The sequence below is a fragment of the Streptococcus sp. CL9.43 genome, from assembly GCF_049737935.1.
In the GTDB taxonomy this organism is placed as follows: Bacteria; Bacillota; Bacilli; order Lactobacillales; family Streptococcaceae; genus Streptococcus; species Streptococcus infantis_I.
Window position 1 is genome coordinate 1 of sequence record NZ_JBKOTS010000006.1, and the last position, 18,079, is coordinate 18,079.

Sequence of the window (18,079 nt, forward strand, 5' to 3'; positions counted from 1 at the left end):
AACAGTCTTCTCAACACCGTTAACTTCAACTGTACCACCCTTGAATTCAGGCTTACCTGTTTGAGTTGCACCTTGAATATCTTTTGTTTCTGCTGGTGTTGCAGTTGGTGTTACTCCTACAACTGTTGGTGTGTATGTCGCTGATGCTTTTGTTCCGTTCTTATCTTCGCGGACAACTGTCACTGCTGGTGCAGTTCCTACAAAGTTTGGTTCTGGAACGAATGTTACTGTTCCATCTGCTGCAACCGTAAATTCACCAACACCTTCTACTGTCTTAGTTGTTGAACCATCATCAAATGTTGCTGGAACATCTTCGTTGATTGGTACACGGCTATCACCTTCAGTAAATACAGGTTTACCAGTTTGTGTAGCACCTTGGATATCTGTAGTTTCAACTGGTGTTGCTGTTGGTGTTACTGGAGTCACAGTTGGTGTGTAGGTTGCTGAAGCTTTTGTTCCGTTCTTATCTTCACGGACAACTGTCACAGCTGGTGCAGTTCCTACAAAGTTTGGTTCTGGAACGAATGTTACTGTTCCATCTGCTGCAACTGTAAATTTACCAACACCTTCAACAGTCTTAGTTGTTGAACCATCGTCAAATGTTGCTGGAACATCTTCGTTGATTGGAACAGTCTTTTCAACACCGTTAACTTCAACTGTACCACCCTTGAATTCAGGCTTACCTGTTTGAGTTGCACCTTGGATGTCTTTTGTTTCTGCTGGTGTTGCGGTTGGTGTTACTCCTACTACAGTTGGTGTGTACTTAGCTGTAGCAGTCTTAATGTACTCTTTTTGAATCTGACCGTCTTTATTTCGTCCAACTGGCGCTGACAATGTAACTTCCACACCTTTGGCTGTACCAGTAAAGCTTGGTTCTGGAGTGAAGGTTACTTCACCAGTTGTAGGATTAATAGTGTAAGTCCCTTCTCCTGCTACTGTTACAGATGTCGCATCAGTAGTAAGACCTGTTGCTGGATCTACCAACTTAGCAGGATAGTCCGTGCTTGGAGCAATAACAATCTTATCACCAGCTGAGTTAGAAGCTGTTGTATTAAAGGTAGGTGTTTCTTTTTGAGTTGCACCTTGAATATCTTTAGATGTTTTGTCAACCCCTTCGATTTCAATCGGAGTAACTGTTGGGATGTAAAGACCATCCATGGTATTCAACTGACCATTAACGTTTGCTTCTTGGTCTGGGAATTTTGTTGACCAACCAGTATCATAACCATTATTATCTGAACGACGGATAGAGATACCATCAGCTGTTCCTAGGAAGTTGTCCTCAGGAATAAACTCAACATCTACATCTTTACCTTTAGCAGTAATCTTGTACTTACCTTGTCCTTGAACGACATAGTAACCGTCTGCGTCAAGGGTTGCTCGGTTGCCATCTTTGTCAACAATGTATGGTTCTACAGTTTCATCAATAATAGCAGTAGAATCACGTTCAAACTTATGTTCTCCACGTGCTGTAAAGGTTACAGTTGCTGATTGTTTCGTACCTTGAGGGCCACTTGTTTCCTTAAATTCTCCTTTTGGTGGGTGGGTGATTTGAGTCTTGAAGTCTTCTACTTCACCTGAGAAGGCCATGCCAGTTGGGCTTTCGATCTCGTTCGCTTTCTTAGCGATACGAACACGAGCACCTAACTCTTTAACGCTTGGGTCGACGTAAGTCTTGCTGTTTGCAAAGGTCAACTCAACAGTGCCATCTTGTGTGATTGTAGCGAGATTTGAGCGTTCATCCTCATCGAATTTACCATTTTGGTTAAAGTCTACCCAACCATAGATATGTGCTTCTGAAGCTCCATCCGTATGAGCTTGAATTGACATCTTATAGTTGCCTGGTTTGGTACGATCCATCTTAATCATCTCATTGGTTGTACCTTTGAGTTCATCTGGAAGCAATTGGTTAATTCCTTCATCGGCCGTAGTTGCCTTATCATCACCGAACCAGTCTTGAGTAGTGTTTTCATCCATATCTGGGCTCACATTACCAAGATACGGTTGATTTACTTTAGCTCCAGTAACACCGTCAACAGTTGCAATGGTATGAACTGCCTTACCGTATGACTCAGGAGCATCCCCTTCATCAAGTGGGAAGAACCCTAGCATAGCAGACTGTTTACCACCCGAAGCGATGTAAAGTCCCACTTCAGATGCTCCACGCGTCATAACAAGGGGAACAGAGGAATCGCCTGCAGAAATATTTGGCCCAAAGACACCAGTCCCAAGACCACCAGTTACTTGGTCAGGGTTCCCAAAATACTTCCAAGCGACTGGTTTCTTATCTGGGCCAACTTGATTAGACCCGCGAAGTTGGTTAAGGTTAATTCCGTAGAATGATTTACCATTAATAGTAGTCGTAGGGTTAGGGCCAAAAAGATTATCCGTATCTTGTATCATGTACGGTACACTATATCTTCTATAATCTTTTTTCCATTCTCCAAGATGTTGCCAACCTTGTCCGTTGGTAGTGAACATAACAAATTCACCAGGGTTGGCAGACTCACCATCAGCCATTACAATAGCCGGTTTAACAACTTTACCACGGAAGGTGGCAGAAATTTCAAATTGCACACCAATATTTCCACCATTTATCGCTGAAGCAATGGTTGTCTTCTTGGCTTTGGTATCAATTCCTTCATGTTTAACTTCGGTATAACCATTTTGAGGCTCTGCGGTAATCATGGCCTCATCACCGTTATTGAAATGTAACTTAGAAGTAGGTGAACTTGAATTATTGACAAAACCGTTTCGAGCATTTGGATCATAGGTTGCTTTTTCTGCGTCAGTAGCTCCTTGGCTTTCTAGTCGCTTCTTATAGATTTCAGTTGCTTGGAAGGGTTTCAAAGACTTAACTTTGATGGTCACCACATATCCAGGCATGATTTCCTTAGTATAGGTAGCTCCAACTTGAAGAGCCATTTTCTCTTGTAAGTTTTCAGTTGGTTTAGTTTCGGCGGCAGGTACTAATGTCGTAGTGGTTCCTGTCCAGTTGGCTACATCTCCAAAGTCCAACCATGTAATCTGGCTAGTCAAAGATTTTGCGTCAAGGTCTGTTGTATATCCTGGTTTTTCAACCTTTGGAGTTGAAGTTGCATCGACAACGTCTGCTCCTACACCAGTAGCTGTCGCTGTATCTGCACGGAAGGCTGTGTTTTTGTCAATCTCTTTACCATTACGAGGGTCGTTTTTCCCTGTATTTGCGATTGCGTTAGTACCTTCAGCTGGCTTAGTGTTTTCTGCAGGCTTACCTGTAGTGGCTTCTGTCTTTTCAGTAGCTGCTACTTTTTCTTCGGCTACAGCTTTTTCTTTGTTTTTAAGCTTAGAATTGACAATAGTTACAAGTGATTGGTAAGCTGCGTCAAGTTCAGCTTGGCTTGTAGCAGAAGTAAGTGCATTTTTAGCATTAGCAAGACCTACCTTAAGAATTTCAACGCTCTCGTCTGTCTTGTTGCTGTATTTACCATTTGCCACGTTTGCTTCAATTTCAGCAACGTAAGCTGCCAATTTGTCGCTATTTAGCTCCGGTTTTACTTCAGTAGAAACTGCAGGTGCTGCTTCTGCTTTATAAGTTACTTCTTTAGCAGGTGCTGCTTCTGTAGTTACAGGAGCTTCAGTTTTCTCTACTTCTGTTGTAGCTGCAACTCCGTCAGCTTGTTTTTCTTCAGTTACTTCATCAGCTCCGACACCTGTAGCAGTTCCGAGCATTACCAACGTTCCGAGTAAGACCGAGCAAACTCCTACATGAAGCTTACGGATCGAGAATCGACTAATTCGGTCGTTAAACAGATCATTTTTCATGATTTACCTCCATTACCCTTTCGGGAGTGTATATATTGTTATAATTTATGCATTGTTTTTTACAAAATCCCAAACATGCAACGCTCCTATTTTAGCACTATTGTACTTAAAAACCAAGCATTATGCTCATTGTTTTGAAAGTTGAAATCAATATACATTTATTCCATTTTTTTACTATTATTTCAAGAAAATATACATTACGATTTCATTTCCTATACACACCAAAAGAGGGAATTGCCCCTCTTTTGGATAAATAGGTTTATTCACTTGTTTCAACAGTCTCGACTTGGGCATCTACTTGCTCTTCTTGTGAATCTGCAAGGAGGGATTCTTCGTTGACTGCTTGTGGTTCAAGGTTACGGTAGCGAGCCATACCAGTACCAGCTGGGATGATCTTACCGATGATAACATTTTCCTTGAGACCAAGGAGATGGTCTTTCTTACCACGGATAGCTGCGTCTGTAAGGACACGAGTTGTTTCCTGGAAGGAAGCTGCTGACAAGAAACTATTGGTTTCAAGTGAGGCTTTGGTAATTCCCATAAGGACTGGGCGACCAGTTGCTGGAACACCACCTGCGATAAGAACATCTTTGTTGGCATCTGTAAAGTCGTTGATATCCATGAGAGTACCCATAAGAAGGTCTGTATCCCCTGGATCCATGACACGAACTTTGCGGATCATTTGACGAACCATTACCTCGATGTGTTTGTCACCGATTTCTACCCCTTGGCTACGGTAAACTTTTTGTACTTCACCGAGGAGGTAAGTTTCAACTGACAAGACATCACGTACAGCAAGGAGACGTTTTGGTTGGATAGAACCTTCTGTCAATGCTGCACCACGAGAGATTTGATCGCCAACCTCTACACGCATACGTGCTGTGAATGGTACCACGTATTCGCCTTCGCCAGTTTCACCTTTAACGAAGACTTTCTTAGTACGAGTTGAAGCATCTTCTTCGATTGCTGTAACTTCCCCTTTGACTTCTGTGATGACCGCTTCCCCTTTAGGATTGCGGGCTTCAAAGATTTCTTGGACACGAGGAAGACCCTGAGTGATATCGGTATTTGAGGCAACACCACCCGTGTGGAAGGTACGCATTGTAAGCTGTGTACCAGGTTCCCCGATAGATTGGGCAGCGATTGTACCAACTGCTTCACCAACTTCAACCGCATCACCAGTCGCTAAGTTGATACCGTAACAGTGACGGCAAACACCATGACGAGTGTTACATGTAAATACTGAGCGGATAGTCACTTCTTCAACACCAGCATTGACGATTTCACGCGCCTTGTCTTCTGTAATCAATTCATTTGGACCGATAATAACTGCACCAGTTTCTGGATGTTTAACAGTTTTCTTAGTGTAACGACCATTGAGACGTTCTTCTAGAGACTCAATCATCTCTTTACCTTCAGTAATAGAACGGATCAAGAGACCACGGTCAGTTCCACAGTCATCCTCACGAATGATAACGTCTTGGGCAACGTCAACCAAACGACGAGTCAAGTAACCTGAGTCGGCTGTCTTAAGGGCCGTATCGGTCATACCTTTACGGGCACCGTGAGTTGAGAAGAACATCTCAAGTACTGACAAACCTTCGCGGAAGTTTGAAAGGATTGGCAATTCCATGATACGTCCGTTCGGAGCAGCCATCAGACCACGCATACCGGCAAGCTGTGAGAAGTTTGAGATGTTACCACGGGCTCCAGAGTCCATCATCATAACGATAGGGTTCTTAGGATCTTGGTTGGCAACCAAACGTTTCTCGAGTTTTTCACGGGCAGCACGCCATTCAGCTGTAACAGCATTGTAGCGCTCATCGTCTGTGATCATACCACGACGGAATTGTTTTGTGATTTGTTCTACACGTTTGTGTGATTCTTCGATGATTTCAGCCTTGTCTTCAACGACTGGAATATCAGCAATACCCACTGTCAAACCTGCAAGAGTTGAATGGTGGTAACCGAGGTTCTTCATACGGTCAAGTAGGGCAGATGTTTCTGTCGTACGGAAACGTTTGAAGATTTCAGCGATGATATTTCCAAGGTTTTTCTTCTTGAATGGTGGGTTGAGTTCAAGCCCTTCAATAGCTTCCTTGATATTTCCACCTAATGGCAAGAAGTACTTGGCCGGGACACCTTCTGTCAAGTTAGCGTTTGTTGGCTCTTGCAAGTAAGGTAGTCCTTCTGGCATGATATCGTTGAAGAGGATTTTACCTACAGTTGTAAGCAAGATTTTGTGTTTTTGCTCTTCTGTCCATGGTTTGTTAAGGCTATCTGTTGCGATACCAACACGTGAGTGGAGGTGAACATAACCATTACGGTAAGCCATGACAGCTTCGTCACGATCCTTGAAGACCATACCTTCGCCTTCACGACCAGCTTCTTCCATAGTCAAGTAGTAGTTACCCAAAACCATGTCCTGAGATGGAGTAACAACTGGTTTACCATCTTTAGGGTTCAAGATATGCTCAGCAGCAAGCATCAAGATACGAGCTTCTGCTTGGGCTTCTTCTGAAAGAGGTACGTGGATGGCCATTTGGTCCCCGTCAAAGTCGGCATTGTAGGCTTCACAGACAAGTGGGTGCAAACGAAGGGCTTTACCGTCAATCAAGACTGGCTCAAAGGCTTGGATACCCAAACGGTGAAGGGTAGGTGCGCGGTTCAAAAGCACTGGGTGTTCTTTGATAACTTCTTCGAGGATATCCCAGATACGTTCATCTCCACGTTCTACCAAGCGTTTAGCCGCTTTAACGTTTTGAACGATATCGCGCGCAACGATTTCACGCATGACAAATGGTTTAAAGAGCTCGATTGCCATTTCACGTGGCACACCACATTGGTACATCTTAAGAGTTGGACCAACGGCAATAACGGAACGTCCTGAGAAGTCAACACGTTTACCGAGCAAGTTTTGACGGAAGCGTCCTTGTTTCCCCTTGAGCATATGGCTCAATGATTTAAGCGGACGGCTACCTGGCCCTGTGATCGGACGACCACGACGGCCATTGTCAATCAAAGCGTCAACCGCTTCTTGAAGCATACGCTTCTCATTTTGAACGATGATACCTGGCGCGTTCAACTCAAGCAAACGAGCCAAACGATTGTTACGGTTAATAACACGACGGTAAAGGTCGTTCAAGTCAGATGAGGCAAAACGGCCACCATCCAACTGCAACATTGGACGAAGATCTGGTGGAATAACTGGAAGGATGTTAAGAACCATCCATTCAGGCTTGTTTCCAGACTTGTGGAAAGCATCCAAAACATCCAAACGACGGATAGCTTTCACACGTTTTTGTCCAGTAGCTGTTTTCAACTCTTCTTTGAGTTCAGCAATTTCTTTTTCAAGATCTACTTGTTTCAAGAGGTCTTGGATCGCTTCGGCACCCATTTTGGCAACGAATGAACCATGACCAAATTCACGCAAGCGTTCACGGTATTCACGCTCTGTCATAATAGATTTGTGCTCAAGTGGTGTATCTTTTGGATCAATCACCACGTAAGCAGCAAAGTAGATAACTTCCTCGAGGGCACGAGGACTCATGTCAAGGGTCAAGCCCATACGGCTTGGAATCCCCTTGAAATACCAGATATGAGATACAGGAGCTTTTAACTCGATGTGCCCCATACGTTCACGACGAACTTTTGTACGCGTTACTTCAACACCACAACGGTCACAAACAATCCCTCTGTAACGAATGCGTTTGTATTTACCACAAGCACATTCCCAGTCTTTTGTAGGACCAAAGATCACTTCGTCAAAGAGTCCTTCACGTTCTGGTTTCAACGTACGGTAATTGATTGTTTCAGGTTTTTTGACTTCTCCATAAGACCATGAACGGACTTTACTTGGAGAAGCTAGTGTGATTTGCATACTTTTAAAACGATTTACATCAACCACTATTTCTTCCCTTTCTATTATAAGTGAACTGCTTATTCTTATTCAGCAGCTTCTTCTGTTGCTTCCGCTTTTGCATTTTCTTCTGCTTCAAAGGCTGCTTTAGCCTCTTGAGCTGCTCTTTCGCGGGCTTTTTCAAGGTCATCTACGTGGATGACATCTTCGTCCATTCCTTCATCAAGGTCACGAAGTTCCACTTCTTGATTGTCTTCGTCAAGGACACGCATGTCAAGACCAAGAGATTGCAATTCTTTTACAAGAACTCGGAACGATTCTGGAACACCTGGTTTTGGAATTGGTTTTCCTTTTGTAATAGCTTCATAAGCTTTCAAACGTCCGTTGATATCGTCAGACTTGTAAGTCAAGATTTCTTGAAGAACATTTGATGCACCATAGGCTTCAAGCGCCCAAACCTCCATCTCACCGAAACGTTGTCCACCAAACTGAGCTTTACCTCCGAGTGGTTGTTGTGTAACGGTTGAGTATGGTCCGACTGAACGAGCGTGCAATTTATCATCAACCATGTGGTGAAGTTTGATCATGTACATGACACCAACTGACACACGGTTATCAAATGGTTCACCAGTACGACCATCGTATAGGATAGTCTTAGCGTCGCTATCCATACCTGCTTCTTTGACAGTGTCCCAAAGATCTTCAGAACTTGCTCCGTCAAAGACTGGCGTTGCGATGTGGATACCAAGAGTACGAGCCGCCATACCAAGGTGAAGTTCCATAACCTGACCGATATTCATACGTGATGGCACCCCAAGTGGGTTCAACATGATATCGACTGGAGTTCCGTCTGGAAGGTAAGGCATGTCTTCTACAGGAACGATACGAGAGACAACCCCTTTGTTTCCGTGACGTCCGGCCATCTTATCTCCGACCTTAATCTTACGTTTTTGTGCGATGTATACGCGAACTAGCATGTTAACACCAGATTGCAATTCATCACCGTTTGCACGTGTAAAGATTTTAACATCACGAACGACACCATCGGCACCGTGTGGTACACGAAGGGAAGTATCACGAACTTCGCGAGATTTGTCACCGAAGATAGCGTGCAAGAGACGCTCTTCAGCAGAAAGGTCTTTTTCACCCTTAGGTGTGACTTTACCTACAAGGATATCCCCTTCTTTAACCTCAGCACCGATACGGATGATACCCATTTCGTCGAGGTCTTTAAGGGCATCTTCACCAACGTTTGGAATTTCACGAGTGATTTCTTCAGGCCCAAGCTTTGTATCGCGTGTTTCTGATTCATATTCTTCGAGGTGAACTGATGTGTAAACATCGTCTTTCACCAAGCGTTCGCTCATGATAACGGCATCCTCGAAGTTGTACCCTTCCCATGTCATGTAGGCAACGATTGGGTTTTGTCCAAGCGCCATTTCACCTTTTTCCATAGAAGGTCCATCAGCGATAAAGTCACCTTTTTCGATGACATCGCCAACTCGAACAAGGGTACGTTGGTTATAAGCAGTACCTGAGTTTGAACGACGGAATTTTTGGATGTGGTAAACATCAAGGGAACCATCTTCACGGCGAACTTCTACTTTGTCCGCATCCGCATAGGTAACCTTACCACCATGTTGTGCAATAACTGCAGCTCCTGAGTCATGGGCTGCTTGGTATTCCATACCAGTACCAACGAAAGGCGCTTTAGGATCGATCAACGGAACAGCCTGACGTTGCATGTTGGCACCCATGAGGGCACGGTTGGAGTCATCGTTTTCCAAGAAAGGAATACATGCTGTCGCAACGGCAACTACCTGTTTAGGAGAAACGTCCATGTAGTCAACGCTTGATGCTGGATATTCTTGGTTAACCCCTTGGTGACGTCCCATGACAACTTTTTCAGCAAAAGTTCCATCTGCGTTCAATTTAGAGTTAGCCTGAGCTACTGTGTATTCATCTTCTTCATCGGCAGTCAACCAAACAATTTCGTTGGTAACTTTACCAGTTGCACGGTCAACCTTACGGTATGGTGTTTGAATGAAACCATACTTGTTGAGGTGTCCATATGAAGACAAGTTGTTGATCAAACCGATGTTTGGTCCTTCAGGTGTTTCGATTGGACACATACGACCATAGTGAGTGTAGTGCACGTCACGCACTTCATATCCAGCGCGGTCACGTGTCAAACCACCAGGCCCTAAGGCAGACAAACGACGTTTGTGAGACAGCTCAGAAAGTGGGTTGTGTTGGTCCATGAACTGTGACAATTGTGAAGAACCAAAGAATTCTTTGATCGCCGCAGTCACTGGACGGATGTTAATGATTTGTTGAGGTGTCAATACTTCGTTATCTTGAACAGACATACGTTCACGAACATTACGTTCCATACGTGAAAGTCCAAGACGTACTTGGTTAGCAAGCAATTCACCAACGGCACGAATACGACGGTTTCCGAGGTGGTCGATATCATCGATACGACCGATACCTTCAGCCAAGTTAAGGAAGTAGCTCATCTCAGCAAGGATATCTGCCGGAGTGATAGTGCGAACCTTATCATCTGGATTTGCATTTCCGATGATTGTTACAACACGGTCTGGATCAGTTGGTGCCACAACCTTGAATTTTTGAAGAACAACTGGTTCTGTCAAAACAGCTGAGTCATTTGGAGTGTAGACAATCTTGTTCAAATCGCCATCTAAATGGCTTTCGATGCTCTCGATGACATCGCGAGTCATAACAGTACCCTTTTCAACTAAGATTTCACCAGTTTCAGGGTCCACCAATGGTTCAGCGATTGTTTGGTTGAGCAAACGAGTTTTAATATTTAATTTCTTGTTAATCTTGTAGCGTCCAACAGCTGCCAAGTCATAACGACGTGGGTCGAAGAAACGAGCCACAAGCAAGGTACGTGAACTCTCAGCAGTTTTTGGTTCACCTGGACGAAGACGCTCATAAATTTCTTTCAAAGCTTCGTCTGTACGAGAGTCCATTGGGTTTTTATGGATATCTTTTTCAACAGTGTTGCGAACCAACTCGCTGTCCCCAAAGATATCAAAGATTTCGTCATCGCCTGAGAAACCAAGAGCACGAACCAAAGTCGTAAATGGAATTTTACGTGTACGGTCGATACGAGTGTAGGCGATGTCTTTTGAGTCACTTTCCAGTTCCAACCAAGCTCCACGGTTAGGGATTACAGTTGAACCGTAGCCCACTTTACCGTTTTTGTCTACTTTATCATTAAAGTAAACACCTGGAGAACGCACCAACTGTGATACGATAATACGTTCACCACCGTTAATGATGAAAGTACCCATCTCAGTCATGATTGGGAAATCACCAAAGAAGACTTCTTGAGTTTTGATTTCGCCAGTTTCTTTGTTAATCAAGCGGAAAGTTACAAAGATTGGTGCTGAATAGCTAGCATCATGGATGCGAGCTTCTTCAAGCGTATATTTAGGTTCTTTGATTTCGTAGCCAACAAATTCCAACTCCATTGTTTCTGTGAAGTTTGAAATTGGCAATACATCTTCAAACACTTCCTTCAGACCATAGTCTAGGAAATCTTTAAATGAATCAGTTTGAATTTCAATCAAATTTGGTAAGTCAAGAACTTCTTTGATTCTTGAAAAACTACGACGGGTACGATGTTTCCCGTATTGAACGTCATGTCCTGCCAAGATGATTCTCCTTTGTAAATAAAGTTCCAAGCTTAGTCACCTAAGCTAATAATTATCGTTTAATGGTTCTAAAACCCCTATCAACTTATCCCCCTTGACTAATTTTTCAGAATCTTTAAATCTCTGTTACAGATGCAAAAAATACCGAAAAAAAGCACAAAAAGAGCAGTTAAATCCGACTTTTTTGAGGAGATTTAACTGCTGTGAGCCTTGTCCGGACAATATTTCAGACAAAACCTACGACAAATGATTACTCATATTATACCCGATTTTCTCTAATTTTTCAAGTCCTTTGAAGGATTTTTCTTGCTTTAGTATAGCTGTGGATTGTTTTCAGAAAAGGTAATTTTCATAATTTTGTAATTTTTCTTATAGTTTCTTCATCTCATAGTTACATAAATCCCTTAATTGCTAGCTATGAAAAATTAGGATATACGGACAGTAAGTACATAACAAAAGAGCTTTTCATCCTCGAAAAACCTGAATAAAAAAGAGAGCAGTTCAAACTACTTCTAAAGTAGACTGAACCGCTCTTTTTTAATTTCCCACTCTAACTCGCGTCACAATGCCATCGCTATCAGTTATACTAAATTCTGCAGAAGAAAGCCACTGAATTATCACCTCATTACCTTGAGATTGAGCAAAAACCTTCAACAACTCCTCTTTGTTCTCAACTTCAACCACATAGTAGGCTAGCCCCACCATTCCATGCTTACGTCGAACTAAGTTTTTGCCACCCCATTCATTTACAGCTAAATGATGGTGATAAGCCCCTGATGCGATCCAACTGGCATGTGGAATCGTGAATTTATCCTCCAGACCTAGAGACTCTTGATAGAATGTACTCGCTTCTCGGCTATTCTTAACAGATAGGTGAACATGGCCCATACGAGTGCCTTCTGCAATCACAAAAGGCTCGATTTCTTTTCCTAGTTGGTAGATATCTTGAGCAGAGAGTTCTTCTGTCACACCAATAATACGGCCATCCTCACGAATATCCCATACTGTTACAGGTTTATCTCTGTAGAGTTCAATGCCATTGCCCTCTATATCTTCCAAATAGATAGCCTCGCTATAACCATGGTCCGCTCCACCCACTAGAGGTATCTTTAAACCGAGCAAGTGTTTAAAAACATTAGCCAAGTCTTCTCGGCTCGGTAAGAGCAAGGCCATATGATAAAGTCCGTAGCTCTGCTTAGGATTGCTAGTATCATCTGTCTTAATTAGCCGAACTAGTGGTTTCCCACCGGCACCTAAAAGAACTTTATTTTCCGATTGATTCAAAATCTCCAACCCAAGCAACTGATGATAAAATGCTGTCTGACTTTCTAAGTCCTTGACATTTAAAGCTACTTCAGCCAAATAAATCTGACTATTATATTCGTAAACCATAGAAAACCTCTCTTTGTTGTAACTGTTTTAATTACATCTATTGTACTCCCTTCTCAGCCAATGTCAATCCAGATGCTCAACGCTGATAACACAAGAAAAACCCTCCCCGTGTAGGAAGGATTGTTTGGATTTAATGAGCCAACATTTCTTGAGCAATCTCTTGACCTGATAAGCCATCTGGATAGTAGGTTGGCCAGTTGTCCATCTCTTCAAAGAGGGCTTCTTGGCTAGTGCCTCCAAAGAAGATATGGAAATGTTCTGCCTTGACCGGAGCAATATTGTGGTCGCTAAACTGAACATACTTGAATTGTCCGGCGTCTGCATCAGTCGCTTCAAAGAGGAAGCGTACTCCACGATTCCCTTTCTTATAAGTCAAGATTTTCTTGCCGACATACTTATAAGTATATTGCTTACTTTGGCCTCCTTGGATAAATTCCATAGTATTATCTGCAATATTAATCTTGTTTACATCTGTTTGGTAACCTTTTTGATAGTAGGCTTTGTATTCATCCTTGGTCATCTTACCAGTCAATTTAGCCTTGTAGTCAAATACTTGATCAAGAGTCCCATCCTCAAGGAAAGGATAGACTGACTGCCAGTTGCCAGCATAATCACTCAGGGTACGGTCCTTAACATCTGCATCCTCAAAGTAGCCATTTTGAACGGTTTTAGTTTCCTCTGCCTTTTCTGGTTCAATCTCTGCTCCTGCCTGATCAGTTGTCTGCTTGAGAGACTTGAGGTTTTTCTCCATGACAGAGATATAGTTTTCTCCAGCCTTCATATCCTCTTCGGTCAAGCTTTCAAGAGGATTCAGAACATCTAACTTCACTCCTGTTTCTTTTGAAAGGGTATTGGCTAGGGCTTGAGAAGCATTTTCTTCAAAGTAGATATAAGAGATCTTGTTTTTCTTGATGTACTCGGTCAATTCTGCTAAACGGCTTGCTGAAGGCTCCGCATCTGGTGAAAGACCTGAGATAGAGACTTGATTGAGTCCGTAGTCTAGAGCTAGATAACGGAAGGCAGCGTGTTGAGTCACAAAACTCTTTTGCTTAGCATTAGAAAGTCCTTCAGTATAAGCCTTATCCAAGGCTTGCAGTTTTTCGATATAGGCTGCTGCATTTTGTTCAAAAGTCGCCTTCTTATCTGGATAGTCAGCCGAAAGACTGTCACGGATGTGCTCTACAAGCTTAATGGCACGCGCAGGAGACAACCATACGTGAGGATCATACTCATGATGATGACCTTCTTCACCATGGTCATGGTCTTCCTCTTCTTCACTTCCTGGAAGAAGCAACATATCTCCAGTAGCCTTGATTGTTTTTACTTTTTTCGCATCTAGTGAATCTAAAAGCTTGGGAACCCAAGTTTCCATATTTTCATTCTCATAAACAAAGGCATCTGCGTCTTGGATTTTAGCGACTGCCTTAGCTGATGGTTCATAATCATGTGGCTCTGTTCCAGCCCCGATTAAGAGTTCGACATTGGCTGTATCACCTGCTACTTGCTTGGTAAATTCATAGACAGGGTAGAAAGTTGTAACGATATTTAATTTCCCGTCTGCTTCTTTTTGATTGGAACAAGCAACTAAGAATAAGGTCACAAGACTTGCCAAAAGTAGGCTTAGTTTTTTCATGTACTTCTCCTATTTGATAAAACGTTTGAGGATGCTGACTACTAAAAAGACAACTACAAAGATAATGGTGATACTTGCACTAGGAGGCGTCTCTGCATAATAGGAAATATAGAGTCCCGCAACCATGCCTAGAAAACCAATGACGCTAGCAAGAATCATCACAGAACTAAAGTTTTTACCTAGACGCAAAGCAATACTTGCTGGCAAAACCATAATAGTCGATACCAAAAGTGCTCCCGCTGCTGGTATCATGAGGGCAATAGCCACACCCGTCACCATGTTAAAGAGAATAGACATGGTGCGTACAGGCAATCCATCTACAAAAGCTGTATCCTCGTCAAAAGTTAGAATATACATAGGTCTTAAAAAGAGGAAGGTCAGGATTAGAACAACCGCCGCAATGACAAAGAGCCCAATGACCTGCTCTTGACTAATAGTCACAATAGAACCAAAAAGATACTGATCCAGACTCATCGAACTAGAGCTCTTACCCTTACTCATGACAATAAGTGAAACTGCAAGTCCTGTAGACATGAGAATGGCTGTCCCAATCTCCATAAAGCTTTTATAAACTGTACGCAAGTATTCAAGAAAGACCGCCGCAATCAAAACGATCACAATGGTTGAGATGGTCGGAGAAATCCCCAAAACCAAACCAAAGGCAACACCCGAAAGCGAGACGTGACTGAGAGTATCACTCATGAGACTTTGACGGCGCAAGATGAGAAAAGTCCCAAGAACTGGTGAAAAGAGACTCATGGCAATAACTGCCAAAAAGGCTCGCTGCATAAAATCATAAGACAGTAGATTAAGCATGCTCCACCTCCTGGTCACTTTCATGGACATTGAAGCAACGCCATGGTGAATCTTGGTCTCGGACAAGGTGAATATTGCGATCTGCGTAGTCTTTGACTTCTTCTGGGTCATGAGTAATCATCAAAACAGCCTTGCCATGATGGTGGGCGCTGTGGTGCATGAGCTCATAAAATTCATTCTTAGTCCCTGCATCCATCCCTGTCGTCGGCTCATCCAAGATAAAGATATCTGGATCGGACGCAAACATACGTGCAATGACTGCTCTTTGCTTTTGCCCACCAGAGAGGGAACCAATGCGTTTATCCCGATGTTCCCACATGCCAACCGAGTTTAAACTAGCCTTGATATGTTCCTCATCGTGAGCATTTAAACGACGGAACCAGCCCTTTCTTGGATAACGACCTGATTTGACAAATTCATAAACGGTACTTGGAAAACCTGCATTAAAACTTGCAATCTGTTGAGGAAGGTAGGCAATTCTTAATTTTGTCCCACGAGTGTTGGTCTTTGAAATGGTAACTTTACCAAATCTTGGTTGTAAAATACCTAGACTGGCCTTGATTAGAGTCGTCTTGGCAGCTCCGTTTTCTCCCGTGAGTGTGACAAACTCCCCACTATCAACACTGTAATTGATGTGCTCAAGCACAGGTTCCTTGTCATAATAGAAGGACAAATCCTCTACTGTGATGTATCTCATTACTTGATTTCTCCTACTAAAGCAGTTAAAAACCGCTGGATAATTTGTTGCTCCTTAGCTGAGAATTGAGTGACAACTTGCTCATACGTCGAGAGGGTATGTTCATGGTGATGATGGTGCTCCTCAGCAATTGGTCTAGCAAGGTCTGTCAATTGATAAAAAATCACTCGAGCATCCTTAGGATCCTTAGACGTTTCCAGCATCCCCTCTTTAATCAAAGATTTAATAGCCTTGGTAACAGCCGCTTGACTGACATTAAGGCGACGTGCCAACTCAGAATTGGTCAATGATTCCTCTGATAAGAGCATGAGGATATGCTCCTGGGTGTTTGTCAAAGCCACTTCACTCGTGCAATGACCAATCAAAATTTCATGCTGATTTTCAGCTTTCAAGATTACTTCATTTAAAAAATGATCAATTTCCGTTGCTAATTGTCTCATGATTTGCCCCTTTCTTCGAATAGTTTTTCCATTATTACAGGACTTTTAGTCTATTTGTTTACTAGTTAAGTATATCACATCCTAGTACAGAGTCAAGAAAAAAGATGAAAACAATTTTTTATGTTTTCATTTTCTTGATCTCTTTTTACTTACCCTTATTCAAATGAAGAGGCCGCTACAACACTGTCCATTACCAAAAATCTTTCATTACAAAGAGCCCAAAACAAGGTTCGGGCTCTTTTGCTATTTATTGAAAATCTTTAATATTCCCATCGTAATTTGCCCAATCCTGGCTAAAGAATCGATCATTCATTTGGTAACTAGGTGCTGTTGTTGGATTGCTCAAAAAAGGATTTACAACCTTGTCAAACGCCAACCAACCTAACCAACCGATATGAATCGTATCCTTGACAAAGTATGGATCTCCTCCGTTTTTTGAAAAGTCAGCAATATTGGTAAAACCTTGACTTTCCAACTGGTAACGGATCTTTTCAACAGAGTGTTGATACATTCCCTCACTTAATCCGGTATAATTCATCCATTTTTTATTGACAGGTTGAAAGACAAAGAGTACATTCACCTTAGATTTGGCAAATTGATTGAGCACTAACTGCAAATCATTGTATTCCCTTGACTGGAGGAAGTTGTAATTTTTTTGATACCCTTCCCACTTTTTTAAATCTTTCTTAAGTTGAGTATTGTAAAAGTGGTTATCCATCCCCAAATCATTATTGGTCGTATTTTCCTCTGCATCCTTACGTGCAATATTTTCCAATTCTTCATACGAAAACTGATCTGGGAGACTGCTCAAATATTTTTCAATATGATCTTTATACTTTAATTGGCCTCGAATAGAGAATTGACCAAAAAGGGCAGCTTGTCTCTCATTGAACTCGGCAGAGATATTAACCATCGTTTGATCAAAGTCTGACAACTGTTCATTCTTAGCTATCTTCTCAACAATTCCTTTCATCGGAACTCTTGGATTTTGCTTTAAGAGTCTATTAGCCGCATATTGAGAAGCTACGTCTCCAGATTGATTCTCCAAGAAGGCAGTCAACTGATCATTGTTAAAATAAGTTTGAAAAATAGTCGGGTCATGATCCTCTTTTGTAAACCACTGTGGAGAGATTACAAATACCGCTTGTTTGTTTTCAAGTTCAGATGTGATTTGTTGCATCCCAAAATATTGACTAAGAGAAGCGGCTCCTGCCTGCCCCATAAAATACGGACGGTAGGAGCGATTATACTTTTCAGCCAACACTCCTGGATGCATGCTATCAAAACGAATCCATTCACTCGAACCCAAAAAGGGTATAAAACGCATATTAGGATCCGTGAGAGCTCTCACTTTTTGACTTCTCTCTTTGAAACTTTCTGCACTTACTGAGGCTGCAGAGTATTTTTCCTCCATTAGATTATGACTCTTACTACTAGGATAGAAAAAAATGAGTAGAAGAACCAATAAACCTGCAATAAGAATCGGCCCGAAGATTAACCACAGGCGTTTAAGCATTCTTTAACTCCGTAATCCCTGCCACGATTTTATTGGCTGTATTCCAATCATCACGGCCAAATTCTGTAACCGGGACACGTATATCAAAGCGATTTTCGATTTCTACAATCAATTCAACCGTTCCCATACTATCCAAGACACCTGCATCGAAAAGATCTTCATCCATCATGTCAGAAACATCTTCCATAAATAATTCATCGATAATTTCAATAACTTCTGATTTGATATCCATTTTTTAA

General features: G+C 42.3%; 10 protein-coding genes. All 10 read right to left on the reverse strand.

Annotated features, from left to right (window positions below):
• A partial coding sequence (locus ACLNCS_RS08155) for a CshA/CshB family fibrillar adhesin-related protein (RefSeq protein ID WP_424848217.1) occupies positions 1-3,804 on the reverse strand: 3,804 nt, incomplete at its 3' end.
• 259 nt (positions 3,805-4,063) lie between these two features.
• Positions 4,064-7,711, reverse strand: coding sequence for a DNA-directed RNA polymerase subunit beta' (rpoC, locus tag ACLNCS_RS08160; RefSeq protein ID WP_004254004.1), 3,648 nt, complete (start codon positions 7,709-7,711; stop codon positions 4,064-4,066).
• A gap of 38 nt (positions 7,712-7,749) precedes the next feature.
• Complete coding sequence (gene rpoB, locus ACLNCS_RS08165) at positions 7,750-11,346, reverse strand: DNA-directed RNA polymerase subunit beta (RefSeq protein WP_070678265.1); 3,597 nt, start codon at positions 11,344-11,346, stop codon at positions 7,750-7,752.
• 537 nt (positions 11,347-11,883) lie between these two features.
• A complete protein-coding gene (locus tag ACLNCS_RS08170; RefSeq protein ID WP_070678268.1) occupies positions 11,884-12,738 on the reverse strand; it encodes a VOC family protein in 855 nt (284 codons plus the stop codon).
• 130 nt (positions 12,739-12,868) lie between these two features.
• Positions 12,869-14,371 (reverse strand): zinc ABC transporter substrate-binding protein AdcA, encoded by a 1,503-nt coding sequence (locus ACLNCS_RS08175; RefSeq protein ID WP_424848220.1) that lies wholly within the window; start codon positions 14,369-14,371, stop codon positions 12,869-12,871.
• 9 nt (positions 14,372-14,380) lie between these two features.
• Entirely contained in the window at positions 14,381-15,187 is an 807-nt protein-coding gene (locus tag ACLNCS_RS08180; protein ID WP_263394108.1) for a metal ABC transporter permease, read from the reverse strand.
• Positions 15,180-15,884 (reverse strand): metal ABC transporter ATP-binding protein, encoded by a 705-nt coding sequence (locus tag ACLNCS_RS08185; protein WP_214262902.1) that lies wholly within the window; start codon positions 15,882-15,884, stop codon positions 15,180-15,182. The genes ACLNCS_RS08180 and ACLNCS_RS08185 overlap by 8 nt, the downstream gene beginning before the upstream one ends.
• The gene (gene adcR / locus ACLNCS_RS08190) at positions 15,884-16,324 is read right to left on the reverse strand and encodes a zinc-dependent transcriptional regulator AdcR (RefSeq protein WP_214262903.1); all 441 of its coding nucleotides are present in this window, start codon (positions 16,322-16,324) and stop codon (positions 15,884-15,886) included. Before adcR ends, ACLNCS_RS08185 begins: the two co-directional genes overlap by 1 nt.
• Before the next feature lie 247 nt (positions 16,325-16,571).
• Positions 16,572-17,840 (reverse strand): D-alanyl-lipoteichoic acid biosynthesis protein DltD, encoded by a 1,269-nt coding sequence (gene dltD, locus ACLNCS_RS08195; RefSeq protein WP_424848223.1) that lies wholly within the window; start codon positions 17,838-17,840, stop codon positions 16,572-16,574.
• Positions 17,833-18,072: a D-alanine--poly(phosphoribitol) ligase subunit DltC gene (gene dltC, locus ACLNCS_RS08200; protein ID WP_000351968.1), complete on the reverse strand. Its 240-nt coding sequence runs from the start codon at positions 18,070-18,072 to the stop codon at positions 17,833-17,835. Before dltC ends, dltD begins: the two co-directional genes overlap by 8 nt.
• Between the last annotated feature and the right edge of the window lie 7 nt (positions 18,073-18,079).

What these genes read in the sequence shown, in the direction of transcription:
- ACLNCS_RS08175 (WP_424848220.1), bottom strand. Translation starts at nt 14,371, where the DNA reads ATGAAAAAACTAAGCCTACTTTTGGCAAGTCTTGTGACCTTATTCTTA.
- dltC (WP_000351968.1), bottom strand. Translation starts at nt 18,072, where the DNA reads ATGGATATCAAATCAGAAGTTATTGAAATTATCGATGAATTATTTATG.
- adcR (WP_214262903.1), bottom strand. Translation starts at nt 16,324, where the DNA reads ATGAGACAATTAGCAACGGAAATTGATCATTTTTTAAATGAAGTAATC.
- ACLNCS_RS08185 (WP_214262902.1), bottom strand. Translation starts at nt 15,884, where the DNA reads ATGAGATACATCACAGTAGAGGATTTGTCCTTCTATTATGACAAGGAA.
- ACLNCS_RS08170 (WP_070678268.1), bottom strand. Translation starts at nt 12,738, where the DNA reads ATGGTTTACGAATATAATAGTCAGATTTATTTGGCTGAAGTAGCTTTA.
- dltD (WP_424848223.1), bottom strand. Translation starts at nt 17,840, where the DNA reads ATGCTTAAACGCCTGTGGTTAATCTTCGGGCCGATTCTTATTGCAGGT.
- ACLNCS_RS08180 (WP_263394108.1), bottom strand. Translation starts at nt 15,187, where the DNA reads ATGCTTAATCTACTGTCTTATGATTTTATGCAGCGAGCCTTTTTGGCA.